Origin of the sequence: Stutzerimonas stutzeri, assembly GCF_024448955.1 — a bacterium.
Taxonomy (GTDB): Bacteria; Pseudomonadota; Gammaproteobacteria; order Pseudomonadales; family Pseudomonadaceae; genus Stutzerimonas; species Stutzerimonas stutzeri_AQ.
This window is the reverse complement of record NZ_JAMOIH010000005.1, coordinates 260,019-285,996: the sequence shown is the minus strand read 5'-3', so window position 1 is coordinate 285,996 and position 25,978 is coordinate 260,019. Positions and strand designations below refer to the sequence as shown.

At 59.7% G+C, this 25,978-nt stretch carries 19 protein-coding genes and 2 pseudogenes; 7 read left to right on the top strand and 14 right to left on the bottom strand.

Annotated elements, in window-relative coordinates; genetic code table 11:
• Window positions 1-192 precede the first annotated feature (192 nt).
• From NA645_RS07830 to NA645_RS07820, 3 genes are read right to left on the bottom strand one after another with little or no spacing between them, the layout of a single operon-like run.
• The gene (locus NA645_RS07830; protein WP_256048302.1) at window positions 193-1,431 is read right to left on the bottom strand and encodes a nucleoside permease; all 1,239 of its coding nucleotides are present in this window, start codon (window positions 1,429-1,431) and stop codon (window positions 193-195) included.
• A 42-nt stretch (window positions 1,432-1,473) separates the two neighbouring features.
• A complete protein-coding gene (locus NA645_RS07825) occupies window positions 1,474-2,547 on the bottom strand; it encodes a sugar phosphate isomerase/epimerase family protein (RefSeq protein WP_256048301.1) in 1,074 nt (357 codons plus the stop codon).
• Window positions 2,548-2,556: 9 nt separating this feature from the next.
• Window positions 2,557-3,717 carry a Gfo/Idh/MocA family protein gene (locus NA645_RS07820; protein WP_256048300.1) on the bottom strand — a complete coding sequence of 387 codons (1,161 nt, stop codon included), beginning with the start codon at window positions 3,715-3,717 and terminating at the stop codon, window positions 2,557-2,559.
• Between the two features lie 157 nt (window positions 3,718-3,874).
• Here NA645_RS07820 and NA645_RS07815 point away from each other — a divergent pair, with 157 nt between their 5' ends.
• The gene (locus tag NA645_RS07815) at window positions 3,875-4,879 is read left to right on the top strand and encodes a LacI family DNA-binding transcriptional regulator (protein ID WP_256048298.1); all 1,005 of its coding nucleotides are present in this window, start codon (window positions 3,875-3,877) and stop codon (window positions 4,877-4,879) included.
• 89 nt (window positions 4,880-4,968) lie between these two features.
• Here NA645_RS07815 and NA645_RS07810 read toward each other — a convergent pair whose 3' ends face one another.
• Window positions 4,969-5,853, bottom strand: a complete 885-nt coding sequence (locus NA645_RS07810; protein WP_256048297.1) for a LysR family transcriptional regulator — start codon at window positions 5,851-5,853, stop codon at window positions 4,969-4,971.
• Window positions 5,854-5,965: 112 nt separating this feature from the next.
• Here NA645_RS07810 and NA645_RS07805 point away from each other — a divergent pair, with 112 nt between their 5' ends.
• Entirely contained in the window at window positions 5,966-6,391 is a 426-nt protein-coding gene (locus NA645_RS07805) for a VOC family protein (protein ID WP_256048296.1), read from the top strand.
• 61 nt (window positions 6,392-6,452) lie between these two features.
• Here NA645_RS07805 and NA645_RS07800 read toward each other — a convergent pair whose 3' ends face one another.
• Window positions 6,453-6,797, bottom strand: a complete 345-nt coding sequence (locus NA645_RS07800) for a gamma-glutamylcyclotransferase family protein (RefSeq protein WP_272892002.1) — start codon at window positions 6,795-6,797, stop codon at window positions 6,453-6,455.
• Between the two features lie 306 nt (window positions 6,798-7,103).
• On the opposite strand from NA645_RS07800, the gene NA645_RS07795 reads away from it, so the two are divergent.
• The gene (locus NA645_RS07795) at window positions 7,104-7,520 is read left to right on the top strand and encodes a hypothetical protein (RefSeq protein WP_256048295.1); all 417 of its coding nucleotides are present in this window, start codon (window positions 7,104-7,106) and stop codon (window positions 7,518-7,520) included.
• 273 nt (window positions 7,521-7,793) lie between these two features.
• Here the strand turns inward: NA645_RS07795 and NA645_RS07790 are convergent, their stop codons facing one another.
• Window positions 7,794-9,434: a Na+/H+ antiporter gene (locus NA645_RS07790; RefSeq protein ID WP_256048294.1), complete on the bottom strand. Its 1,641-nt coding sequence runs from the start codon at window positions 9,432-9,434 to the stop codon at window positions 7,794-7,796.
• Window positions 9,435-9,725: 291 nt separating this feature from the next.
• Here NA645_RS07790 and NA645_RS07785 point away from each other — a divergent pair.
• Window positions 9,726-10,011, top strand: a pseudogene (locus NA645_RS07785) (DMT family protein).
• A gap of 294 nt (window positions 10,012-10,305) precedes the next feature.
• Window positions 10,306-10,587, top strand: a complete 282-nt coding sequence (locus NA645_RS07780) for a pyrimidine/purine nucleoside phosphorylase (RefSeq protein WP_256048293.1) — start codon at window positions 10,306-10,308, stop codon at window positions 10,585-10,587.
• An 85-nt stretch (window positions 10,588-10,672) separates the two neighbouring features.
• Here NA645_RS07780 and fliS read toward each other — a convergent pair whose 3' ends face one another.
• The 8 genes and pseudogenes from fliS to moaA all read right to left on the bottom strand — a co-directional run bounded on the left by fliS (window position 10,673) and on the right by moaA (window position 24,295).
• Complete coding sequence (gene fliS, locus NA645_RS07775; protein ID WP_256048292.1) at window positions 10,673-11,059, bottom strand: flagellar export chaperone FliS; 387 nt, start codon at window positions 11,057-11,059, stop codon at window positions 10,673-10,675.
• A 440-nt stretch (window positions 11,060-11,499) separates the two neighbouring features.
• Window positions 11,500-12,945 (bottom strand): flagellar filament capping protein FliD, encoded by a 1,446-nt coding sequence (gene fliD / locus NA645_RS07770; protein ID WP_256048291.1) that lies wholly within the window; start codon window positions 12,943-12,945, stop codon window positions 11,500-11,502.
• Window positions 12,946-13,002: 57 nt separating this feature from the next.
• On the bottom strand, window positions 13,003-13,365 hold the full coding sequence (locus NA645_RS07765) for a flagellar protein FlaG (protein ID WP_256048290.1): 363 nt from the start codon (window positions 13,363-13,365) through the stop codon (window positions 13,003-13,005).
• 71 nt (window positions 13,366-13,436) lie between these two features.
• On the bottom strand, window positions 13,437-14,981 hold the full coding sequence (locus tag NA645_RS07760; RefSeq protein WP_256048289.1) for a flagellin: 1,545 nt from the start codon (window positions 14,979-14,981) through the stop codon (window positions 13,437-13,439).
• A gap of 534 nt (window positions 14,982-15,515) precedes the next feature.
• Entirely contained in the window at window positions 15,516-17,882 is a 2,367-nt protein-coding gene (gene ligA, locus NA645_RS07755) for an NAD-dependent DNA ligase LigA (RefSeq protein WP_256048288.1), read from the bottom strand.
• A gap of 523 nt (window positions 17,883-18,405) precedes the next feature.
• A complete protein-coding gene (gene zipA, locus NA645_RS07750; protein ID WP_256048287.1) occupies window positions 18,406-19,221 on the bottom strand; it encodes a cell division protein ZipA in 816 nt (271 codons plus the stop codon).
• 180 nt (window positions 19,222-19,401) lie between these two features.
• Window positions 19,402-22,889, bottom strand: a pseudogene (smc, locus tag NA645_RS07745) (chromosome segregation protein SMC).
• Between the two features lie 410 nt (window positions 22,890-23,299).
• Window positions 23,300-24,295 (bottom strand): GTP 3',8-cyclase MoaA, encoded by a 996-nt coding sequence (moaA, locus tag NA645_RS07740; RefSeq protein WP_256048286.1) that lies wholly within the window; start codon window positions 24,293-24,295, stop codon window positions 23,300-23,302.
• 252 nt (window positions 24,296-24,547) lie between these two features.
• On the opposite strand from moaA, the gene NA645_RS07735 reads away from it, so the two are divergent.
• The gene (locus NA645_RS07735; protein ID WP_256048285.1) at window positions 24,548-25,399 is read left to right on the top strand and encodes an ion transporter; all 852 of its coding nucleotides are present in this window, start codon (window positions 24,548-24,550) and stop codon (window positions 25,397-25,399) included.
• 125 nt (window positions 25,400-25,524) lie between these two features.
• Window positions 25,525-25,938: a CopD family protein gene (locus NA645_RS07730; protein ID WP_256048284.1), complete on the top strand. Its 414-nt coding sequence runs from the start codon at window positions 25,525-25,527 to the stop codon at window positions 25,936-25,938.
• Window positions 25,939-25,978 lie beyond the last annotated feature (40 nt).

Sequence of the window (25,978 nt, the reverse complement as noted above, 5' to 3'; positions counted from 1 at the left end):
TCGATGACGAATGACTACAGGCCGAAGGCCTGCGAACCTGCATTCTGTTAGGAGATTGCGGGCAGTCATAGAAGATTTGTGCAAATGCGGGCACGGCCATCGGACCCATTCATCTTTCGTAGCGCTGGCTAAACGTCGCTACGCGTTTGCCGGCATGGAAACCGCCGGCCATAAGCGACCGGCGGTTTTCCCTCAAGCCGTCTTGGCAGCGGACGCGAGCCCTGCCGGCCGTTGTTCGCGAAAGGCGAACAGGAACGTCAGGAAGACACCCAATGCGAATACCGCCGGGAACAGCCAGATGCTTTGCCAATCGTGGCCGTCCATGGTCGCGAAATGATCGGTGACCTTTCCGGCTACCCAGAAGCCGATGAGCATGCCAACACCATAGGTCGCCAGCGTGATCAAGCCTTGTGCTGAACCCTTGTACGTCTCGCCAGCCTTGGCGTCGGTATATATCTGGCCAGAGACGAAGAAGAAGTCATAGCAGATCCCGTGCAAGGCGATACCGGCCACCAGCATGAACAGCAGATCGCCGTTGTTACCGTAGGCGAACAGCGCATAGCGCAACGTCCAGGCGAGCATCCCCAGCAGCAGGGTCTTCTTGATGCCGAAGCGCTGGATGAACAGCGGCAGCAGCAACATGAACAGCACCTCGGAAATCTGCCCCAGGGTCATTTTGCCGGTCGGGTTGTCCACGCCGATCTCGGCGAGAAAGGGGTTGGCGTTCTGGTAGTAGAAGGCTAGTGGAATGCAGATCAGCACCGAGGCGAGGAAGAAGATCGCGAAGCTGCGATCCTTCAGTAGCTTGAGTGCATCCAGACCCAGGGCTTCCTTGAGCCCGCCCTGCTCGCGCCGGGCCAGCGGCGGTGTGCTTGGCAGGCTGAAGCTGTACAGCCCCAGCAGCGCCGAGGCGATGGCGCACATCAGGAAGGTGTTGCGTAGCGCACCGGCCGCGATGGCTTGCTGGGAATCCCAGCCGAACAGAAAACTGATCACCAAGCCGGCGATGATCCAACCCACTGTGCCCCAGACACGAATCTTCGAAAACTCCTGCGCGGGGTCACGCATCTGCCGGAAGGCCACGGCATTCACCAAGGCTAATGTGGGCATGTAAACGATCATGTAGCCCAGCACGTAGGGATAGAACGCACTGAAGTCACTGGCCCGGTAAAGCTGGAACAACAACACGGCGCCGACCAGATGCAGGATGGCGAGCAAGCGTTCGGCGTTGAAGTAGCGATCGGCGATCAGGCCGATCACGAACGGCGCCAAAATTGCGCCCCAGGATTGAGTCGAGAACGCCATACCGATCTGGCCGCCGGTCGCGCTCAGGTTGTTAGCCAGAAAGGTGCCGAGGGTGACGAACCAGCCGCCCCAGATGAAGAACTGCAGAAACATCATCAGGCTCAGCCGCGCATTGAGTGTGCTCATGGTCTTGTCCTTATTGTTGTGCACGTTTATCAGGAGAACGTCTTAATCGAGTCCCAGCAGACGTCGGTTTCGCGAGGCGCTGCTCGCAACGCCCGCGAAATCGTCAAATGCCCGTGTGGCGCGGTTGATCAGCTGCTGCCGAATGAAACGGGCGCCCTCCTCGGCCCCCTGCGCGGCATCCTTGAGGCAGCACTCCCATTCGAGTACTGCCCAGCCCTCGTAGCCGTACTGCGTCAGCTTGCTGAATATCTGTTTGAAATCGATCTGGCCGTCACCCAACGAACGGAAGCGCCCAGGGCGATCGGTCCAGCTCTGATAACCGCCATAGACACCGGAACGAGCGTCCGGGCGGAACTCCGCATCCTTGACGTGAAACATGCCGATGCGCTCGTGATAGCGGTCGATGAAGCCGAGGTAATCCAGTTGCTGCAGCAGCATGTGGCTCGGGTCGTAAAGAATCTTCGCGCGGGGATGGTGATCGACCGCATCGAGGAAGCGCTCGAAGGAGGCGCCGTCGTGAAGGTCCTCGCCGGGATGGATCTCAAAGCACAGGTCGACCCCGGCTTCCTCGAACGCATCGAGGATCGGTCGCCAGCGCCGTGCCAGTTCGGCGAAGCCCTCCTCGACCAGACCGCTCGGTCGCTGTGGCCAGGGATACATGTAGGGCCATAACAGCGCACCGGAAAACGTCGCATGCGCTGTGAGCCCCAAACGCCGACTGGCCTTGGCTGCGAGGTGCAATTGATCGATCGCCCACTCGGTACGGGCCTTTGGCTTGCCACGCAGCTCGGTCGGGGCGAAGTCATCGAACAGGCCGTCAAATGCTGGATGCACCGCTACCAGTTGGCCCTGCAGATGGGTCGACAGCTCGCTTACCTCGACGCCTGCTTCAGCGCAAATTCCCTTGAGCTCATCGCAGTAGGTCTGGCTCTCGGCGGCTCGTTGCAGGTCCAGGCATTGCGTTCCGAGCGTTGGAAGCTGAACCCCGCAATAGCCGAGCGAAGCCGCCCAACGCGCAAGGTTTTGAAGGTTGTCGAATGGCGCTTCCGGCCCGAGGAACTGCGCCAGGAAAATGGCCGGGCCGCGAATGCCGCTGGGTGTCTTGGGTTGCTGCATTTTGAGTTCCTATCGTTCGGTAGCGGCGAAGGGCGTCCACTTGGCATCGCTGTGATGGCTGGCGATTACCGTCTCGATGAAGGCCATGCCACGCAGGCCAGCATCGATACCCGGAACCTCGAGCGCACGCCCCGAGCGGATGGACGCGGCAAAGTCGGTATAGAGATTGGCCATCGCCTCGAGGTATCCCTCGGGATGCCCGGCGGGCAGTCGCAGGCGCCGAAGCGCGTCATCGCACAGCCAACGCTGATCGGTACCGGCACGCAGCACGCGCAACGCCTCGCCAAGCGGGCGATGAATCAAGCTGTTCGGCTCCTCTTGGCGCCATTCGAGACCGCCGCGCTCGCCATACAGGCGCAACGTCAGGGCGTTCTCTTCTCCCGTGCAGATCTGACTGGCGATTAGCACGCCGCTTGCGCCACCGTCGGTCTGGAACAGCACAGCACCGTCATCGTCTAGCTGCCGTCCCGCGACATGCACGCCAAGATCCGCGCATAGCCGCTCGATGCGCTGGCCGCTGACGAACTCGGCGAGGTTGAACGCGTGAATACCGATGTCACCCATGCAGCCACTCGGCCCCGCTTGAGCCGGCTCACCGCGCCAGGCCGCCTGCTTGTTGCCCTGCCCTGCCTGGTCCTCGCTCAACCAACCCTGCGGATACTCGACAAAAATTTTGCGCAATCGACCGAGCGCGCCGGCCTGCACCATATGCCGCGCCTGCCAGACCATGGGATAGCCCTGGTAGGTGTGGGCCAGTCCATACCATCGACCGCTGTCGGCCTGGGTTGCAGCAAGCGCCTGCATATCCGACAACGACAGCGCTGCCGGCTTCTCAGAAAACACGTGGAAGCCGGCTTGCAAGGCGGCCGCAGCGATGGGGGCATGCAAATGATTGGGCGTGACGATGACCAGCAATTCCACGCGCTGATCCGCCGGTCGCGCCTGCTCGGCCGCCAGCAGCGCCTCCCAGGATTCGTAGCAGCGCTGCGGGTCGAGATGAAGTGCCGCACCACTTCGCCTGTTGTTTTCGGGATCACGGCTGAAGGCGCCACAAACCAGTTCGATATGGCCGTCGAGGCGCATCGCCTGTCGGTGCACCTGGCCGATGAATGCGCCTTCGCCGCCGCCCACCATGCCCACCCGAACCTTTGGTCGACCGGTCGAATCCATGCCCTTACTCCCAACTTAAAGTTTTGATCACAACCAATGTAACCGGTTACATTTGCTCAGAAGGTAGCACCGAAAGCCTTGCTGTCAAGTTGGAAGCGCTGCGTTACGCTAGTCGCCCGCTGGCCGATCGAGCACGGCCGATGATCATCGAGGAGTTATGCCGAATATTCGCAAGGTGGCTGAGTTGGCTGGCGTTTCCGTCGCCACCGTTTCGCGCACGTTGAAGTCGCCGGAACGGGTTTCACCGCAGACCCGTGACCGGGTGCACGCAGCGGTCGAACAGGCCGGTTATCGCCCAAACCTGATGGCTGTGCAGTTCCGCTCGCGCAAAACGCGCAATCTCGTCGTGCTGGTTCCGGCCATCGCCAACGTGTTCTTTGCGCGGGTCATCAGCGGTATTCAGGAAGCCGCGCAGGCCTTCGATTACCGCGTGCTGCTGTGCAATACCTTGGGCCGTGAAGACGTCGAGATCGCCTACGCCGAGCTGGTCCATGCCCATCAGGCAGACGGTGTGATCCAACTGCGCGCATTCAATCCTTTCGCTGAAACCTGCCTCCACGGCAATGCGCTACCACCGATGGTCAACGCGTGCGAAGTGCTCGACGTCCCGCCCTGCCCGACCGTGCGCCTGGATAATCGCGCTGCGGCCCGCGCAATGACCGAACACTTGCTCGCGCTGGGCCATCGCCGCATCGGCCTGATCAAGGGCCCGCAAGCCAGCCCGCTGACCCGAGAGCGTATCGCCGGATACGAGGATGCGTTGAATGACGCAGGCATCGCGCTCGATCCGGAACTGCTGCGCCGCGGCAATTTCACCTTGCAGGCCGGATATGACGCTGCCGGCCAACTGCTCGATAATCCGAATCAACCGACCGCGATCTTCTGCGAAAACGATGAGATGGCGATCGGTGCGATGCAGCGCATCCGCCAATCTGGGCTGCGCGTTCCGCAGGACGTGTCGATCGCCGGTTTCGATGACATTCCCTTCGCCGCTTTTAGCGATCCACCGCTGACGACCATCGCCCAGCCCGCCGAGGCGTTCGGGAGACACGCAGTCGAGATGCTGGTGGCGCAATTCGAGCAACAACCGCTCGATATTCCTCACTTGGTGTTGCCGTACAGCCTGATCGTGCGCGGCAGCACGGGACCTGCGCCGCGCTGAACGTTGTGGCTCTGCTGACCAGCGGTGGCGCTCACGCCCATGTGGCCAGCGCCTGTTTCGCCGTTCAGGTGAAGCGCTTTCGCTGCTTGTCAATTTCCGGGCTCACCTCCGCTCAGCTCCTCCCACAGGCTGCGCCGAAACAGCTGATGCAGGGGTAATCGCTGCGCGCTGTGGCGGCTGACGAGCACTAACTCGCGATAAAAAGTAGCGCTACCGAGGGAAATGATGCGGACCGTGGGCGCGCGTTCGAGCCATAGCCCCGCCGTCGGTACCAGCGCCACGCCCAAGCCGCTTTCGACCATTTTCACGATAGCGTCCAGCTCGTCCAGCTCAAGACCCGGACGCACGTCCAGATTGTGTTTGCGCAGGAACCGACTTACCTGGCGGCCGCCGAAGGAGCTACGGTCGTAGCGCACGAAGGGGTACTCGACGAGCAGCTTGAACGGGTCATCGCCTTCGATGTTCAACGGCGCGATCAGCACGAAGGGCTCCTTCTGGATTAGCTCAGCGTGCAATTCCTTGGGTAGCGCAAATGGCGGCCGGATCATCACCGCCAGATCGATATCTCCGGCGTCGACCTGCGACAGGAGATTCAGCGAAACGCCTGGAACGAGCTTGGGCGCGACGCCCGGTGCTTCGCGCAGCAAACGCAGCAGCACCGGGGGCAGCAATCCGGTCTGCACGGTGGCGATGGCACCGATGCGCAGTTCGCCTCGGTATTCACCAAGCGACTCCGGCTGCCCCATCAGCGCAAAGGTTTCAAGAATCTGTTCGGCTAGCGGCACCGCACGCAGGCCGGCTGCGTTGAGATGAGCTGAACGCCCTGTTCGATCGAATAAACGCATACCTAACGCATCTTCGAGATTCCTGATCTGAGCGCTCACGGCCGACTGGGTCAGGCCGATCTGGTTGCCCGCAGCAGCGAAACTGCCGCACCGGACGATAGCCAGGAAGGTTTTCAGTTCACGAATCATCGGCACGATCCATCGATTTTCTTAAGGCTCGAATCAAAACATATCCGTTGTCGAAAGGCGGAAAAAATCGGCAAGAATGCCGCTTCCGTTTCACCATAAGAAGGAAGCCCCGATGAGCCTTTCCCCGTTTCACCTTGCGATTCCCGTTTACGACTTGCCGGCGGCCCGCCATTTCTACGGGGAAGTGTTCGGCCTTGCCGAAGGGCGTTCATCCGAGCACTGGGTCGACTTCGATTTCTACGGACATCAGCTGGTGATCCATGAACATCCGAAAACCCAGTCTCAGGACGCAGCGCACACCAACGCGGTGGACGGTCATGACGTGCCGGTACCGCACTTCGGCATCGTGCTGAGCTGGCGGGAGTGGGAAGCGCTGGCCGAGCGTCTGCGCTCGCTGGGGACCCAATTCGTCATCGAGCCTTATGTGCGCTTCAAGGGACAGGTTGGCGAGCAGGCCACGATGTTCCTCTTCGATCCCTGCGGCAATGCGCTGGAATTCAAGGCATTCAAAGACATGAGCCAGTTGTTCGCCAAGTGAGCTTGGCGGGCATCTGAAACGACGCGCTGCGGAGATGCGGCAAGCAATTCGCAGCGTTTAATTAGCCCTTAGCTGAACCTGCTCCGAGCGCATAGATATACGCTTTTACAGTCTGACCGTTGCCGAGTCTGACGTCCGCCAGGATGCGTCTGTAGGCGTCGCCTTCGAACTCATCGAGCCTTGCCCAATGCGCCGCAAACGCCTCTGAACTGAGCACGAAGCCTTTGACCGTCTCGCCGCGTTCATCCAGATCGAGACCGGGAAACCCCAGCGCCGCGCCCCAACCTTCTTCACGCAACCTGCCCGACACGCTTGCGGGCCCCCAGGTACCGGGAATCGCCGCCAGGATGTGCTCGTTCGGCCGCCCAGGTGCGAGGGAGCCGTATACAAAAAGTCGCTCGATCATGGATCGCTTCCTCAATGCATTCGGTGATTAAGCACAGATCAGGCCATGCGCTAAAAGTGGCCAGCCATTCAGCCGGTCTAGCGAGACCGCTCTGGTGATTATCGAGACACAACCGGTGCCAGACAGATATTTCGACGCCCGGCGCTAAACAAAAGTACTGATGGACCGATAAACCGACATGCCAAGCGAAGCGGGCGCGGTTCGATCCGCCAGTCTTCCGAGGCGCCCTACACAGCCGGTCTCGTCCCCGTCCTATGCAGCGGGGACTCGAGAGCGGCGTGGCCACCCTGAAACGGAATCCTCACCGTGCAACTCATCGATAACAGAGCGCTGATCAACGAAGCCCTGAGCCAATCCGCAGAGCTGACTGGAGGTCGTTTCGATCATCGCTACTGGTTGAGCAAGGTGGCGGACGTAAAGCTGCTGATCATCTCCAAACCGGAGGTGCTGTTCGATCTGTCCGTGAAGGTGTACATCCCCCTCGCGCCCGGGCAGAAGATGCCGTTGACCTACGGTGACGGCTGGTTCAACTGGCATTTTCTCGGAAGCAAAAGCGCGATGGTGACCATCGCCCGCGAGATTCTCTCCATCGCACTACGCAACCAGAAAGGCAATTCGCCTGTATTACAGGCCTGGCTAGCCGAGCTGGTGTCGTTCAAGCGCAGCAGCAATACCATCGCGGTGCTCGAACCTGAGCCACAACAGGATCAGGCCGGCCGCTAGAGTCTGTTGCTATTTCATGGCAATCCGCGTTGCTGCGCCAAATATCCCAGGCCGGTTGGCGCTCCACAACGCCCGTCGGGATCGGGCGCGGCCTTGCCTCGCGCACAAGCAGGCTCCGGTGCGGATGCGAACGGAAAGTCAGCATGCCCAGGGACTCTGTAGGGCTGAATTCATTTGGCCGCAGATCTGCGAAGGCCGAACAAGGTCGACCCTCAACTTTGCCTGCGCCTTCTGGCACCCGAAGAGCGGGCCCGTCGCGAGACGAGACAGCGCCTAAACCGTGTCGCCCGCCCCAAGCGCCGCTTCCTCGTAATCGAGTTCACGCAGCAGGATCTGCAGCATCTGCTCGTCGATCAGGTGGCGTTTTCTCATCCGGTACAGTTCCTTGCGCTGCACAGCGATGGCCTGCACGCGAATGTCACGCTCCAGCACCTGCGTCTGGCGCGCCTGGTTCGCCCGATCCTGATGATCCATCAAGGCTTCGATGTCGTGCCGATAAGACTCGGTAATCCGAGCCGTGACCTCGCTGCGCAGCAGCGCCTCGTCGGGATCCTCCACGGGGTTGGCCTGTTTCCAGTTTTCCAGCCAGGTGACCGCAGCCTGGGCGGCGATCCGACGGGCTTTCTTGAGCTCCTCTCTGTGTTGTTCAACATCGTTGTTAGGCAGTTGCTTGAGGAAATAGGGAATGCCCAGCGCACCGACCAGCAACGACAAGATGATCACGGCGGCCGCCAGAAAAATCATCAGATCGCGCCCCGGAAATGGCGTGTCGCCAATCATTAGTGGAATCGACAGGACGCCGGCCAGGGTGATTGCCCCACGCACGCCCGCCACGGCGCTGAGTGCGGAAAACAGCCGGAGGGGTTTGGGCTGGACCGTCTTTCCGAGCGCCCGAAGCACCCGCGCCTCGCTCCAGTGATAGGCGTAAACGAAACCGAAGCGGATCACCAGCAGCAGCGCCATGATCGCCAATGCGCTGAAGATCAACATCGGCATGCTGTAGCTCTGCTGCCCAGCCGCTTCCCAAACCCGCTCCACGATCCGCGGGAATTGCAGCCCCAGCAGCAGGAACACCAGACCGTTGAAGCTAAAATCGAGCATCTCCCAGATGCTGCGGTTGAGGATGCGCGTGCTGGTCTTCACCGGCAGCATGTCGATGCGGCTCTGCACCATGCCCGCCGCCACGGCCGAGAGGATGCCGGACATGCCCGCATGCTCAGCCAGGAAGAACGCGGCAAAGGGGAGCAGCAGAATCATCAGCACATAGGCCGAGGGATCGAACAGGTCCCGTGCGGTCATCCATTGCTTGGCCTTGCCCACCGCCCAGCTCAGGCCGGCGCCAATGAGCAGGCCACCCAGCGCGATGACAAAAAACTCGCCGGTGACCGTCGTCAGCGAAAAGGTGCCGGTAATGGCGGCGGCCAGTGCGAACTTGAACGAGACCAGGCCAGTGGCATCGTTCATCATCGCCTCGCCTTCCAGCTGGTGCGCCATATGGCGCGGGAGCCGGCCCTGGGCGATGGCGATCACGGCCAATGCATCGGTTGGCGAGAGAATGGCCGCCAGTGCGAAGCTCGCCGCCAACGGAATCGTCGGCAACAACCAATGGATGAAGTAACCAACCACCACCAGGATGACCAGCACAAGCACCAGCGCCATGGCGGTCATCTCCGCGCCATGCTCGGTGAACTCGCGCTTGGGAATCTTCCAACCGTCGTAGAACAGCAGCGGCGGAATGAACAGCAACATGAAGATCTCCGGCCGCAGCTCAACGCCCATTCCGAACGGCGGAAGCGCCAGCATGCTGCCCATCAGGATCTGCAGGATCGGCAGCGGCACCGGTATGACATTGGCGAGAATCCGGCTTGCACCCACCGCAAGCAACAGCAAAAAGATTAGATAAAGCGTTTCCATAGGGCCGGCGGGTCTCTGCGGAATAGGTAGGGCGTGCGGAAAGTGCGCGCATGTGAAAAAAAGTATAGCCAGGCGGTTTGATATAGCCGGCTCGTTCGTCAGAACCGTCCCAACGACCCCCAGCCCTGCCGCGCTTGACGTAACATATCGCGCCCTGATCCCCACGCTGCTCAACTGAGCAACCCGGTCGCTCCGATGCAGCGAATTACAGAAGCCTGTCTGTAGGCTGCGAGAGCGGCTTCATCGGGATCGGAGGGTAAACGGCACCAGGCACCAACCCGGAGACTTCCAGTGCCCATCTGGCTTCAGACTGCCGCCCTGCTCTGCATCTCCAAACTGTTCATGACCTTCGCCTAGTAGGGCCATCTCAAACACTCAACGGCAAACCCTGGCAGATCGCTGCACTGATCAGTTGGGGCATCGCCTTGTTCGAGTATCCGATGACGGTGCCCGCCAACCGAATCGCCTACACCGAGCTGTCCGTCGGCCAACTAAAGATCATGCAAGAGGTCATCACCCTCGCGATCTTCGTATCCTTCAGCGTGCTCTATATGCAGCAGCGCTGAAGCTCGACTAACTCTGGGCCGGGATCTGCCTGTTAGCTGCGATCTATTTCATATTTCGAAGCTAGGCACTCACAGCAGTGCCCACCCTCACGAGAACCCCAGGCACCAGCCTGCCAATACAAAAGCATCGCCCCGAGGTCGGGCCTGCCAGAGAGCAAAGCCCTCCCGCACCGCTTCCTGGGAGGCGCGCCCTCGCGGCGAAACAGGCCACAGGCCTTCGCCCATATACCACCCACTCAGACAGATGACGCCCTCGAACCACTTGGGCATACTGCCAGCTTTTTCACCCACCTCAGGTAATCCGAATGTTCAAGGTCAACGAGTACTTCGACGGCACCGTCAAATCCATCGCCTTCGACATGGCAGCAGGCCCCGCCACTATCGGCGTCATGGCCGCAGGCGATTACGAATTTGGCACCAACCAGTTGGAAGTAATGCACGTGATCGCCGGCAGCCTGGACGTCAAACTACCGGGTAGCGACAGCTACGAAACCTTTGGCGCCGGCACTCAATTCACCGTGCCAGCCAACAGCAAGTTCCAGCTGAAGGTTGCGTCGGATACCGCTTATCTTTGCGAGTACCGCTGAAAGCGAAACGCACTGGCTGGCTCAGTTGCCAGACAGTGCGTCAGTGTTGCGTTGACAAGTAGCCGCCTATAGCGGTGCGGCCTGATCAAACCTTAGGCGCGATGCCGTCCCAACCTTGCTTGATTTCACCTAGCAGATTCGCCACTTCATCGAGCTTACTCACATCGTTATGCCGGCTGGCTTCGAACAGCCGCATCGTCATGAATTCGTACAGGCGATCCAGATTTTCCGCCAGCTCGCCGCCCGCCTTCTTGTCCAGCACGTCGCGCAGCCCACCGATTATGTTGACGGCCTTACCAATCAGCGTGCCTTTCTCAGCGTATGCCTCACGTTCCATAGCACCCTTGGCCTGAGCGATACGATCCAGCCCACCTTGCATCAACATCTGAATCAAACGGTGCGGATCGGCCTCGGTCACCTGGGCCTTAACACCGACTTGCTGGTACTGCCTCATTGCTGCCATAGCATTCATTTGGATGAGCCCCTTGCCACATCAATTTGCATGTACAGCTTATCGGTCGAGGTCGCTCAAGCTTGATAGCCGTTGGGAAAATTTGATCGAAAAAGAAAAAAACCGCCTTGGCGGCGGCTTAGGATCGATAGCAAAACTCACTACCGTGGCGGGACTGGTTTTCCAGTGGATCGTTTCTCGGCACACTCGGTTTCGGCTCTCTCACAAATGGGCTGAACCGTGCACAACTCGTAGGGTGGGCTTCAGCCCACCGAACCTGCTGGCCAACTAGCAAGCCGAACCAAAGAACCCCGCCTGGCTCTTACATAAATCGCGCCGATGCGTACGTGCGGCACTCTACCGGTGGGCTGAAGCCCACCCTACATAAGCCCTTCACCATACCCGTAGGCACCGGGCGGCGCTCCGCTTCAGCCCACCAAAACTTACTGACCAGCGCAGCTTTATTTCTTGGAATTACCCGCCGCCCAAGGCAGATTTTCCAGCGATGCGAGAAGGCTGTTGGACGTATTCGACAACTGCCCCACCAACAAGTCCATCGCGTTGAACTGCTTGTAGAGTCGCTCTTGCAGCGAGGTGATGCGGCGGTTCAAATCTTCCTTCTGATCATCGATCTTCGAGATGGTCTCGGTCATCGCCTTGTTGCGCTGTTCGAGAATGCCGCCGGTCTCCGTGTAGGGCTTGAGCTTCTCATCCAGGCGACTAGCGAGACCTTTTTCGCCAGTAAAGAACGCCGACAGCTCGGTAAAGTTGCCGTCCATGGCCTTGCCGAGCTTGGCATCATCAGTTTTCAGCGTGCCGTCTTTCTGTGTTGTGATACCCAAGTCCGCCAAGGCGCGAAGGGAGCCATCACCTTGCACGTTCACCAGTTCGTTGCGAATCGTCCCCAACAACGTGCGCGCCGTCGCATCCCCTACCAGCGCGCCAGTCAACGGGACCTTGTCATCGCCAACCGAGGTGACCTTGGTCTGTGCATTGATTACGCCAATCAGCTTGTTGTAGCTGTCGACGAACGACTGGATCTGCTTTTTGACGCCTGCCTTGTCTTCCGCAACGTTGATCGTTAGCGGCTCGTTTTGAACCGTCTTGGCCTTGAGATCGAGCGTAACGCCATCAATGGCACCCTCAACCTTGTTAGTTTCACTGACGATCTGCAAACCATCGATAGACAGCCTGGCGCTCTGGGCCGAAGCCAGCGCGCGTGCGCCTTCACCGGTACTCGAGGTACCGTCGAAAGCCAGTTTCGAAAGACTGACTTCACCATCCTGTACCGATGCTGCGCCAGTTCCCGCCACAGTGATATCGCGCCCGTCACCGCTTTTGCTGCTGCTAAGCACGAGCCGCGAGCCATGCTCGTCCGTCACGATGGTGGCACTGACGCCCATATCTTTGCCGGCCGCGTTGATGGCGTCACGCATACCCGTGAATGTGTTGTTGCTCTCGTCAACCGTAACGGAAAACGATTCTTTTGAAGGCGGATTACCCGGTACACCCAGGGAAATCTCCAGCGTTCCGCTGGCAAAACGCGCCGGCGCGTCGGCGGTGTTCTTAACCGCAGCAAGAGCTACTTTGCTGCTGGTTGCCAGCTTTTCTACCTCGACCTGATAGCTACCAGCGCCGGCAGTGGTACTGGCAGTGACGCCAACCAGATCCGACTTGCTGGATGTAGCCGAACGCGCCTGGAACAGCTCAGGCTTGTTCAGTGCGCCAAGCGCCGTCTGGAAGTCGCTGATGGCGCTTTTCAATGCACCAACGGCAGTAATTTGGGTGGTGGTCTTCTTTTCGAGGTTCGCGAGCTGCGTCTCTTTAGGCGCACGCTCAGCCGCGACCATGCTGGACACGATACTGTCGATGTCAATACCGGAACCAATACCTGTTACGCCAGCCATAGCCTTACCTCGTCAAAAAAATTGTTAGCCGAAAAGCTCAATACAAAAATCGTACCGTCAGGCTTTGGCTTCGAACAACAAACTACGCATTTCATCCAGTCGCTCGGTAAGCCGAAGGATTTCCTCCGACGGTATCTGCCGAACGACTTTGCCTGACTCGCCATCAATCACACGAACAACCACGTCCCCGGTGGAATCGTCGACGCTGAAGTTCAGATCCCGCTGGATATTCTGCATCTGCGACCGAAGCTGTTCGACCAAGTCGGCGGTGCTTTCCTGCTCTTCCGCTTTTGCTGGAGCGGTTGCTGGCTGGAGCTTATCGGACGCAGAAAACCCAGCCTCCTTGGGGAGGCTGGGTGACGATCCAGCTGTCATCTGCGTTTGCGGTGCGGCTCCGCCAGATAATTTTCCGACGTCCATTGATTCACCTCTCATGAATCAATGAGGGTAGAGCACAGGCCCTACCCTCATCATTAACGCCTTCTGCTCTGTTACTGCAGCAGACTCAGAACAGCCTGCGGCAGCTGCTTGGCCTGGGCGAGGATCGCAGTACCCGCCTGTTGTAGGATCTGGTTCTTACTCAGGTTGGCAGTTTCTGCAGCGAAGTCGGTGTCCTGGATACGGCCACGGGCTGCGGAAACGTTTTCGCTGATGTTCTGCAGGTTAGAAATAGTGTTTTCGAAGCGGTTCTGCACCGCACCCATATTTGCCCGGGTGTCGTCGATTGAAGCCAGAGCGGCATCGATAACGTCTATAGCTGACTGCGCTCCATCTACCGTCGAAATATCGATCGTAGAGACCCGCTTACCAGAATCAGCTAGTGCCCCAACTACTTCGGTGGTCCCCAAAGTACCCAGTCCATTGTTAGCGCCAACGCTGCTTTTGACACTTACAGCGCCAGCTGTCGCCGTAAATGACACTTGGCCCGTGACTACACCATTTGCGCCATCAGCAACTAGATCTTGGGCACTGCCAGTGCCAGTCAACGCACCTGCTGCATCCGACTGCATTGAATCCAGAGTCACTGCGGCTGCGCCAGTGTTGCCAGCGAGCTCAACCGATATATTTTTGCCTGTGCTATCAGTGATATTCAGTTTTGTAGGATCAGTTCCGTCAATAGAAACTTGCAAATCAGACAACCTAGATTCAGATTGAATGGCTTTTTGTAGTGCTTCAGCTTGCTGCGCGCCAGTCATACCATCAGCATTGCCGATGTTGGACAAGGTAATGCCGTTAATATTGAAGCTCATCGAGACTTCAACGTCGTCAGCAGCATCGCCTGCGTCTGCACCTGCAGCAATATCTGCGAAACCAACTTGAGCTACAGTGGTCGCTTTGGCTGTTACACCGTCTACCTCTGCGTTGACTGCATCAGCAACATCACGAGCACTTGCGCCAGCTGTCAAGGACACCTTGCTCTCGCGATTATCGACTTTAAACGTAAGATCTTGCGTAGCGATTCCGCCAGCGCTGCCGCTCGCGACATTGCTAGAATCCAGTCCTGCAAACGAAAGAGCGTTAACCCTACCAAGATCCTCAGCACGTGCTGAACCAATGCTGAAACCAATGGTTTCATTTGCGTTGGATCCAACTTGAAACTGGACTCCACTAAAGGTCCCGTTAAGCAATTTACGGCCGCCGAATACGGTCGTTTCGGCAATTCGGTCCATTTCTTGCTGAAGTTGCGAGACTTCCTTCTGCAACGCTCCCCGGTCAGCACTATCGTTGGAGCCGTTGGCGGCTTGAAGCGAGAGATCCCGCATACGCTGAAGGATGTTCGTGCTTTGCTGCATCGCACCTTCGGCAGTCTGAGCCATGGAGATGCCATCGTTAGCATTCTTAACCGCCACACCCAAGCCGCTTATTTGGCTAGTCAGGCGGTTGGCGATCTGCAGGCCGGCGGCATCGTCTTTGGCACTGTTGATGCGGCTACCAGTAGACAGGCGCTGCATGGAGGTGCTGAGGGCGTTGGACGAAGATTGCAGGTTACGCTGAGTGTTGAGCGATGCAATGTTTGTATTGACTGTAAGAGCCATGATGTGCCTCCAAGGGCGCTAGTTACTTTGGTTGCCTGAGCTTGCGACTCCGGGCCGGCTTTTGCCCAGGCACCCATTGAGTTCGCATTCGATTAGCTTATCGGCGTCGTTTCGGTGAGCTTTAGGAGGCAATCGAAAATATTTTTGCAAGCCCCGAAAACAACCTGTACGACGCCGGCGAATCCGCAAACAAGCGAGCCCGCCTGCGAAGGTTTTCGGGCGCTGGTTGGAAAACTTTAATGGATGGGGCGAGGTGGACGGCAGATGCGTGCGGGAGTGTTTGGTTTTTGGAGTGGCCTGGAAGCCCTTTTCGCCGCGAGGGCGCGCCTCCCACGGGTCAGAGTGATGCCGCTGCTTTTGTAGGAGGGCCGCCCTCGGCGCGAAGCTTTTGCCTTTTTCCAACACACTGGCGTTCGTCGCGGGGCGAGCCCTAGCGGGTACAAGCGGTCGCCGGATCTGGGGTGCCTGCTTATTGGCGAACTGTACCCGCCCAAGAGGATGCGCAGTTCGCCAGAAACCGGCGTTGGTTGTAGGTTAGTTTTCGAGCGCCGCGAGTCGTTGCAGGAACGACTCCTCGTCCTCCACCGCAACGCCAAGTTCGTTGGCTTTAGCCAGCTTCGACCCTGCGCCCGGCCCGGCCACCACTACGCTGGTCTTCGCCGATACCGACCCCGAAACTTTCGCGCCCAACGCCTCCAACCTTGCCTTCGCCTCGTCGCGGCTCATGCTTTCCAGCGTGCCGGTGAGCACCCAAGTTTGTCCCGCCAACGGCAAGCCTTGCGCTGCCTTGCGTTCGCTTTGCCAGTGCATGCCGAACTCATGCAGCTGGGCCTCGATTGCGTAGGCGCGTTCGGCGTTGGTCGGGTCGTCGAAATAGTCGCGTAATGCACGAGCGGCTTTTTCATTGAGGCGCTCGACCTGACGCAGATCTAGCCAGTCGGCTTCGATGATGCCCTTGAGACTACCGAAGCGGTCGGCGAGACGCTGGGCACCGGTGGCGGCAATAAACGGAATGTTGAGCTTGTCGAGCAGCCCGGCGAGCGTCGCGCAGGCGGCGAACTCAGGATGCACGTCGCCCTCCTCCTGTAATTGCACGCCACGCTCGCGCAGCTGTTCGATGACGAGCTGGTTGTGCGCGTCCTCGAAGAAGCTATGAATCTCGTGGGCAACTTCCAGGCCGATGTCCGGCAGGTAGACCAGCACATCCGGCAATGCCCGGCTGATACGATCCAGGGAACCCAGCGCGCGCGCCAGAAGTTTGGCCGTGCCCTCGCCCACGTCGGGAATGCCCAGCGCATAGATGAAGCGCGCTAAGGACGGCGTGCGGCTGGCATCGATGGATTTGAGCAGGTTGCGGCTCGACACTTCGGCGAAGCCTTCTAGCCCCAATACTTGCTCGAAGGTCAGGCAGTACAGATCGGCTGGCGAGTTAACCAGTCCGGTATCGACCAGCTGCTCGACGATCTTGTCGCCCAGCCCGTCGATGTCCATGGCACGACGCGAAACGAAATGAATGATCGCCTGCTTGAGCTGCGCCTGACAGGCCAGCCGGCCTACGCAGCGGTAGATCGAACCTTCGCTGATGGACTCCCGACCCTTACTGCGTTTGATCAGTTGGGTGCGTTCAACGGCCGAGCCGCAGACTGGGCATTGTTCCGGCACGTGAACGGCCCGCGCATTTTCGGGGCGGCGTTCCGGGATCACGCCAAGGATTTGCGGAATCACATCGCCCGCGCGCCGCACGATGACCGTGTCGCCGATCATCACGCCCAGGCGCGCCACTTCATCCATGTTGTGCAGCGTGGCGTTCGAAACCGTCACGCCAGCGACCTGTACAGGCTTCAGCCGTGCGACCGGCGTGATGGCGCCGGTACGGCCTACCTGGAATTCCACATCCAGCAGTTCGGTCACTTCCTCGCGGGCCGGAAACTTATGCGCGATTGCCCAGCGTGGTTCGCGCGCACGGAAACCCAGCTCGCGCTGTTGGGCGGTCGAGTTGACTTTGAACACCACGCCATCGATTTCGTAAGGCAACGCGTCGCGCTTCTCGCCGATCGACTGGTAATAGGCACGGCATTCAGCGACGCCCTTGGCCAGCTTCAGCTCACGGCTGATGGGCAAGCCCCATTCCTTGAGCGCGTGGAGGATGCCGATGTGAGTATCTGGCAGCTCGCCATCGCTGCGGCCGACGCCGTAGGCACAAAGCTCCAGCGGGCGGCTGGCGGTTATCTTCGAGTCGAGCTGTCGCAGGCTTCCGGCTGCGGCGTTGCGCGGGTTGGCGAAGGGCTTGCCGCCCGCTTCCAACTGGCGTGCGTTCAACGCCTCGAAGCCCGCCTTGGGCATGTAGATCTCACCGCGCACTTCCAGCACCGACGGCCAGCCGCTGCCATGCAGTTTGAGCGGGATATTGCGGATGGTGCGGACGTTGGTGCTGATGTCCTCGCCCGTGCTGCCATCACCACGCGTGGCGCCGCGTACCAGCTGGCCGTTTTCGTAGAGCAGGCTGACGGCAAGGCCATCGAGCTTCGGTTCGCAGCTGTATTCCAGCTCGGCGCCGTTGCCGAACAGATCACCAGCGGGCAGATCCAGCCCGTCGCGGGCGCGCCGGTCGAAGTCGAGCAGGTCCTGTTCTTCGAAGGCATTGCCCAAACTCAACATCGGCACTTCGTGACGCACCTGGCCGAAGGCCGCCAAGGCTGCGCCACCAACGCGCTGGGTGGGAGAGTCCGGCGTCACCAGTTCCGGGTGTTCGGTTTCGAGCGCTTTAAGCTCCTTGAACAGGCGGTCGTACTCAGCATCGGGAACGCTGGGCTCGTCGAGTACGTAGTAGCGATAGTTGTGAGCGTCGATTTCGCTGCGCAGTTCGGCGATGCGCTCTGCGGCGGTTTGGGCGGAAGGCATATGACGGAGCCGTAGCTATGGCAATGCTGGTCAGACAGTCTCAGCGCGCCGTTGGTTGATATGAGGCGCGGGATTTTAGCCGATCCTGCAGCTGGAGGCAGGTTTGCGCGGGTTTCAGGCGGCCCAGGCGCGATTGGCGGGCGCTGGTTGGTGGACCGGGCGGCGCTCCGCCGCAGCTCAACACAGGAGACGCTCGCACCCGGTGGGCTGAAGCCCACCCTACGGAACTAGCGGCAGGTTGAGCGGGTTTTTTCGGTCTTTCGGGAATATTGTCAGGGCGCCTCGCCGCAGGGGCGTCTCTTACAAGGGCCGCGCGGTTTGGCTTTTGGTAGGTGGCCGGCGGCGTTCTGCTTCTGTAGGGTGGGCTTCAGCCCACCACAAGAGGTGCTAGATGGAACCCCCGGTGGGCTGAAGCCCACCCTACAACGGAACTGGCGGCTGGAGGCTTGCTCCACAAAGTTCTGTCAAATTCTCTTTCAAGCAAGCTCGTCCAGCTTTCGGGCCTTCGGCGCTTTGATCGGCTTTAACGCTTGACGGTCATCTGCCGGCGCTCATATTCGACGATGCGCTGGCGGTAGTGCTCGATGGTTTGTGCGGTCAGCACGCTGCGCTGATCGTCTTTCAGTTCGCCATTTAGTTCCGAGGACAGTTTGCGGGCTGCGGCGACCATCACGTCGAATGCCTGCTTGGGATGACGCGGGCCGGGCAGGCCGAGGAAAAAGCTCACGGCCGGCGTAGTGAAGTGGTCGATGTCATCCAGATCGAATGTGCCGGGCTTGACCGCGTTGGCCATGGAAAACAGCACCTCGCCATTGCCTGCCATGCTTTCGTGGCGATGGAAAATGTCCATTTCGCCGAAACGCAGGCCGCTTTCCAGAATATTCTGCAGCAGCGCCGGACCACGGAAGCCGTGCGGGTCGCGGGAAATCACGTTAATAACCAGCACTTCCTCGACCGGAGGCAGTTCATGCTCGGACTCGCTCGCCTCACCGTCATCGCCTGCCACAGGCTCGAGCAATGTCGGGACCGGCTCGTCACTGCTGAAGTGCAGGTCGCCCTGCTGGGGTTCGCTGGTGCGCCGCTTGACTGTCTCGCGCGCGCTCATGGATGGGAGATCCGTTTCGTCCAGCGATGGCTCGTTGTTGCGGCTCACGACTCGCGGCGGGCCCAGCAGCTCGGTGGACTCGTCTCCATCTGGAAGATTGCTCGCAATATTGCGGTCCAGCTTGAACTTCAACTTGCCTTTGCTACCGCGCATCCGGCGCCAGCCATCGAAAAGAATGCCGGCGATAACAATGATGCCGATGAGGATCAGCCACTCGCGCAGACCGATATCCATTAATGCTTAAACCCCTGAAATCGATGATAAAGACGCAGATTCACAGCCGCTGAACAGGCTCATCTGCGCATCGCAAAAATTGCGCTCTAAACTAGCACGACGAACGGTAGATGTGCACCGCCCGACACGGCTCTTTTATTAGTCTCCGTTTCCCTCAAAAACACCTCGAACTAGCGCGTCTCAAGCCTCCACTAGCGCTACCGCCTGTTCCACATCGACGGCCACTAACCTTGAGCAACCCGGTTCATGCATGGTCACGCCCATCAGCTGATCAGCCATCTCCATCGCGATCTTGTTGTGCGTGATGTAGATGAACTGCACCTTTTCGGACATTTCCTTGACCAGACGCGCGTAGCGCCCAACGTTAGCGTCGTCCAATGGTGCATCCACTTCATCGAGCATGCAGAACGGTGCCGGGTTGAGCTGAAAGATCGCAAACACGAGCGCCAGAGCGGTCAGTGCTTTTTCACCGCCTGACAACAGGTGGATGGTGCTGTTCTTCTTGCCCGGCGGACGCGCCATGATCGCCACCCCGGTATCGAGTAAATCTTCCCCGGTAAGTTCCAGATAAGCGCTGCCGCCACCGAAAACCTTGGGGAAAAGCGCCTGCAGGCCGCCATTGATCTGGTCGAAGGTGTCCTTGAAGCGATTGCGGGTTTCCTTGTCGATCTTGCGAATGACGTTTTCTAGCGTATCCAGCGCCTCGGTGAGGTCGTCATTCTGCGCATCGAGATAGCGCTTTCGTTCCGATTGCTGGTGATATTCATCGATCGCCGCCAAGTTGATCGGACCGAGGCGCTGGATACGCGCAGCAAGGCGCTCGAGTTCGGCCTCCCACTCCGCCTCCGCTGCACCAGCAGGCAGCGTCGCCAGGACGCCATGCAGATCGAAGCCATCTTCGTGCAGCTGATCCTGCAACGCCTTGCGCCGAACGCTGAGCGCTTGCCACTCCATGCGCTGCTGTTCGAGCTGGCCGCGTAATAGTTGCGCCTGCTGTTCGGCCTGGGTACGACGCTTCTCGACATCGCGCAATTCTCGGTCGGCGTCTTCGAGCGCCAGGCGAGCCATCCTGAGCTCCTCTTCGACGCCCATGCGTCGCTCAAGCAGCTCCTCGAGCTTCATACGCAGTTCGTCGAGCGGGGCCTCACCCTCTTCCAGATTCAGACTGAGCTGCTCGCGACGCTCTATCGCCCGTTCGAATTGTTGCTCGAGGCGCTCCAAGGCCTGACGAGTCGAATCATGCTGGGCTTTCAGCGAGCCGACTCGCACGGCCAGCTGGTGCGCGTGGTCCTTGTGCTGGCGGGCCTCCTGTCGAACCCGGTCGAGAGACTCGCGGATGCCATCGCGGCTCGCCAGCAATGTTTCGCGTTGTTCGGTATCCGCTGCCATTGCGTCGAGCGCATCCTGCAGATGCAATCGAGCCTCGCCGAGCTGTTCGGTTTCAAGCTCGCGCTGTCCGGACAGTTCGGAAAGCTCTTCATCTAGTCGAACACGGCGCAAGCTGAGCTGCTCCAGCCTGGCCTGGCTGGCGGATAATCGTGCATTCAGCTCGGCCTGCTGACGGGACAGGTCTTGATGCTGACGACGCTGCTGTTCGCGTCGATCTTCCGATTCACGTTGTGTTTCGCGAAGCTGGCCGAGCCGCTCGCCCTGCAATTCCAGACTTTGTTCGCGCTCATCGCGCTCAGCCTGCAACTGCTCCAGTTCCTGACCGCGCGCCAGCAGTCCGGACTCGGCCTCTCCGGCGCGTCGCACGCGCAAAAAATGTCGACCAACCCAGTAGCCGTCACGGCTGATCAGGCTTTCGCCCTCGACAAGCGAACCACGTGCAGCCAGCGCCTGATCAAGATCGTCCACCGGACGCCCCGCCCCAGCCACGGCGACAGATCGGCAGCTGACTCGACCTTATCCAGCAAGCTGTTGGCCATGCCCCCGCCGCCCTGCGCCGGGCTGACAAGGCGTAGATCGCCCTGCTCGAAGCCACTCATATCGAGGCCGTCGAACTGGTCCAGTAAGACCGCCTGCAAATCCGCACCCAGCACAGTTTCGACCGCCAGCTCCCAGCCCGGCTCGACGCGTAGCCCTTCGGCGAGGCGTGGACGCTCATCGAGCCCTTGCTCACGCAACCATTCGGAAACGCCTTTGCCTGGATCCATCGCGGCCTGCTGCAGGGCTTCCAGCGAAGCGATGCGGCCGCTGAGCCGCTGCAGTTCACCCTGCGCCTGCTGCTCGGCCTGGCCGGCCTGCTGCAGCTGCTCGCGTATGCGTTCGAGCTGCTGATGGGTCTGCTCTTGGGCGGCGACCAGTTCTTCCAGGCTCAACTCATTGACGGCCAATTGCTCACTCATCTCGGCCACCGCGACATCTTCCGGATCGGCAGCGAGCAAGGTGCGTTCGTCATCCAGACGGCGCTGACGCTCGCTCAGACGTTCCAGTGAATGTTCGAGCTGCTGGATACGCGACTGCTGCACCTCGGCCGCCCGACGCGGCTCGGCACTTTGCTGATTGAAGCGTTCCCACTGCTCCTGCCATGCCTGCATGGCAGTTTCGGCGTCTTCGAGTTGCGCCGCGGTTTCCTCGGCTGCCGCGCCGGCGATGTCCTGCTCGGGCTCGAGCATTGCCAGCTCCTCGCCTAGGGTGGCGAGCAAGGTGCGGTCGTGTCCCAGATGCGATTCGGTCTCCAATCGTGCTTGCTCGGCCTCGCGAAGATCATCCTGCAATTGCCGCAAACGCTGCTGGCCGTGCTGGATGCTCTGCTCGACCCGTGCGATATCGCCTCCGACCGAATAGAAGCGCCCCTGAACGAGATTGAAGCGCTCGGACAGCTCGTGATGACCGTCACGCAGCCGCTCGATACCGGCGTCCGCGTTGCGCTGTTCGGCAACCAGCGCCTCGAAACCGACCTCCTGATCACCGATCACTTGCTCGCGCTGGCCGACCTGTTCGTTCAGCGCCTGCCAACGCAACGCCGACAATTGCGCCTTGAGCTGACGCTCTTCGGCCTTGTATTCCTGATATTTCTCGGCGGACTGCGCCTGGCGGTGCAAGCGTTCCAGCTGGCGCTCGAGCTCTTCGCGCAGATCGGTCAGGCGCGCCAGATTTTCATGGGTGCGGCGAATGCGATTCTCGGTTTCACGGCGGCGCTCCTTGTATTTGGAGATGCCTGCCGCCTCTTCGATGAAGTTGCGCAGATCCTCAGGCTTGGCCTCGATCAGCTTGGAGATCATGCCCTGCTCGATGATCGAGTAACTGCGCGGCCCCAGGCCGGTGCCGAGGAAGATATCGGTGATGTCGCGGCGGCGGCATTTCACGCCATTTAGGAAGTAGGTGTTCTGCGCATCGCGGGTCACGCGGCGGCGGATGGAGATTTCGGCGAAGGCTGCATACTCGCCGGTCAGTGTGCCGTCGGAATTGTCGAAGATCAGCTCGATGCTGGCTTGAGTCACCGGTTTGCGCGTGTTAGAGCCGTTGAAGATGACATCGGTCATCGACTCGCCGCGCAGGTTTTTCGCTGAACTCTCACCCATCACCCAGCGCACGGCATCGATGATGTTGGATTTGCCGCAGCCGTTCGGCCCGACCACTGCCGCCATGTTGCTAGGGAAGCTTACGGTGGTGGGGTCGACGAAAGATTTGAAGCCGGCCAGCTTGATGCTTTTCAGACGCATGCGGGCCTATCCGTGGCAGTCAGCGTGAGGACGAACAAGAGAGTCGCCGTGTACATCGGGATTCCTGGCATCGGGTGGGTGCTGGCGCGAAACGGCGGAGTTTATCACGGTGCCCTACGGCCATCGCAGGGATGGGTGCGCAGTTTCGGTAGCTGAGATTTGTAGCTCTGGTGGGCTGAAGCCCACCCTACGCGAAGCGGAGCCCAGCCCGACCCCACTACAACGGCATCACGCAGGACCAATGCGGCGATGCGCACGCGGTACAGGCTAAATCGCGGCGGGAGTGAAACCAAGTAAGTGTAAGGGGCGAGCTCCGTTCTGGTGTGGCCTGATATCTGTGTAGCTGGTGGGCTGAAGCGGAGCGCCGCCCGGCCCACCCTACGGCATCAGGCCATCGCTTGCGGCTCGCTTCAACCGCCGGTCATGCTCATGAAGCGCACCACTTGCACTTGCTGGTCGGTACGGAATTCATGTCTTTCCGGCTTGAGTTGCAGCGCATCGACCAACGCTTGACGCAGTCGCTCGCTGTCGCCCGGATGGCTGCGCATCAGGGTCTTGAGGTCCAGTGCGCCTTCATGGCCGAGACACAGCACCAGCTTGCCTTCAGCCGTGACACGCACCCGGTTGCAACTACCACAGAAGTTGTTGCTGTGGGGCGAGATGAAGCCGACCTGGGTTTCGCTGCCGGCGACCTGCCAATAGCGCGACGGGCCGCCGGTGGTGTGGCTACTGCGTATCAGCTGGTGGCCGACTTCGATGCGTTCACGCACCTCTTCGCTGGAACAAAAGGTGATTTCACGCTCATGGCTGGAGATATTGCCGAGCGGCATCTCCTCGATGAAGCTGATGTCCAGCCCGCGCTCCACGGCGAAATTCACCAAGTCCAGCACCTCGTCGTCGTTCCTGCCCTTCTGGATCACGCTGTTGAGCTTGATCCGGCGGAAACCTGCGCTACGCGCGGCATCGATGCCTTCGATGACCTGGTGAAGCATGTCACGGCGAGTCAGCTCGGCGAATCGCTCGCGCTTGAGCGAGTCGAGACTGACATTAAGACGTTTGACGCCCGCGTCGCGCAGTACTGTCGCGAGTACCGGCAATTGCGAGCCGTTGGTGGTGATGGCCAGATCTTCCAGTTCTTCACGCGCACCCAGACGACTCAGCAGGCTCGGCAGCCCTTTTCGCACCAACGGTTCGCCACCGGTCACGCGGATACGCTTGACCCCTAGGCCGATGAACGCATCGGCCACGGCGTACAGTTCTTCCAACGTGAGAATCTGCGCACGCGGCGCGAAGACCATGTCTTCGCTCATGCAATAGGTGCAGCGAAAGTCGCAGCGGTCGGTGACCGACAGTCTCAGGTAGGTGATGCGTCGGCCGAATGGATCGACCAACTGGGAATCTGGCATGTCGCTCTCCAAGGCTTGATGCGCAAGGCTAAGACTATGTCGGAACGTGACGCGTGGCAAAGGTACGGAGCCAAATGGTCTTTAACGGAGCTTGGAGCGGCGTAATTCCACTATGAAGCCCTCCTCTGACCGCATTCAAGACAAACGAAAAACCGTCCAGCTTTTTCTGACCGCCGTCCGCAACGATGTTTTGCCAGTGCGGTTCGAACGTTAGGATATTCGCCTTCTCCGTTTTGCCGGGAGCTTACGCACATGGACAACGACGCCCTCCGTTCGATGGGCTGGCGGGAGCGCCTCTACGTCATCATCTTCTTTACCAATACGCCGGCAGGTAAACGATTCGACACCTGGCTATTGGTATTCATTTTCGCCAGCCTCGTGGTTGTGATGCTCGACAGCATCGCGATCTACCGGTTGGAATACGGCACGTTCCTGTTCGGTCTCGAATGGTTTTTTACCGCCGTTTTCGCTATCGAGTATCTCGTGCGAATTTATACCCACCCGGAGCCGCGCAAGTACATTTTCAGTTTCTACGGAGCCATCGACCTACTGTCGGTACTCCCAGCGTTCATCGCCTTGCTGTTGCCGGATGCGCAGTACCTGCTGGTGGTACGTGCGATCCGGATGTTGAGGGTGTTCCGCGTGCTCAAGCTGACTCAGTATCTGAGCCAGGCCAACTTCTTGATGGTTGCCCTTCGCGGCAGCAAACAGAAGATAGTTGTCTTTCTGCTCAGCGTCACCACCATGGTGCTGGTGTTCGGCACCTTGATGTATGTGATCGAAGGGCCATCGAGAGGCTTCACCAGCATTCCGATGAGCATTTACTGGGCGATCGTCACGATCACAACCGTCGGTTTTGGTGACATCGTGCCGCAAACTCCACTAGGCAAGGCGGTGGCGAGCTTGGTAATGATCACGGGTTATTCAATCATCGCCGTACCTACCGGCATTTTCACTGCCGAGCTGGCTACTGCAATGCGTGCTGACAGCTTGCAACATCGTTGCCCCACATGCGAAAAGCTCAGCCACGAAACCAACGCAGCGTTCTGCAGCCGGTGCGGTACTCAGCTCTTCAAGCGCCCTGAACCCGACGCCGAAAGCTGAGCCGCGCCCACGAAGACGTTCACGTCCTGACTCCAGGAATCAAGCGCCACTGCGTTCCACCCGAACCGCCTCGGTCGAGGGTTGTCACAACCTCTGACCTGCCGCGGGCCCGGATGGAGACGCGAATGCCCCTGCTCAAATTGCTGCACTTTGCAAGCCTGCTGTGCTGGTGCGGCACTCTCCTCTACCTGCCTGCGCTCATTGCAGCCGGCACCAAGCGTACCGATGCGCTTTTTTACCGGGACCATGCTCATCTCACGCGCATGGTGTTCAACCTTGTCGGCACACCGGCTGCGCTGATTGCCATCGGCTCGGGGACGGCCCTGTTTCTACGCGACGGCATCATGGCTGGCTGGTTGATTGTCAAACTCAGCACCGTCGCGGGCATGGTCTTGTGTCATGCCCTTTGCGGTGTACTTGTGCTGCATATCGAGCGCACCCCGGAACGGAGCGTGACCACTCGTTGCCGCGTTCTTGGCGTGGCCATCGCGGCTTTCACTACCGCGACGCTCTGGCTGGTACTGGCCAAGCCGTTCTAGCCCATGACCCAACCGCCGGACCGAACTGAATAGCACCCAT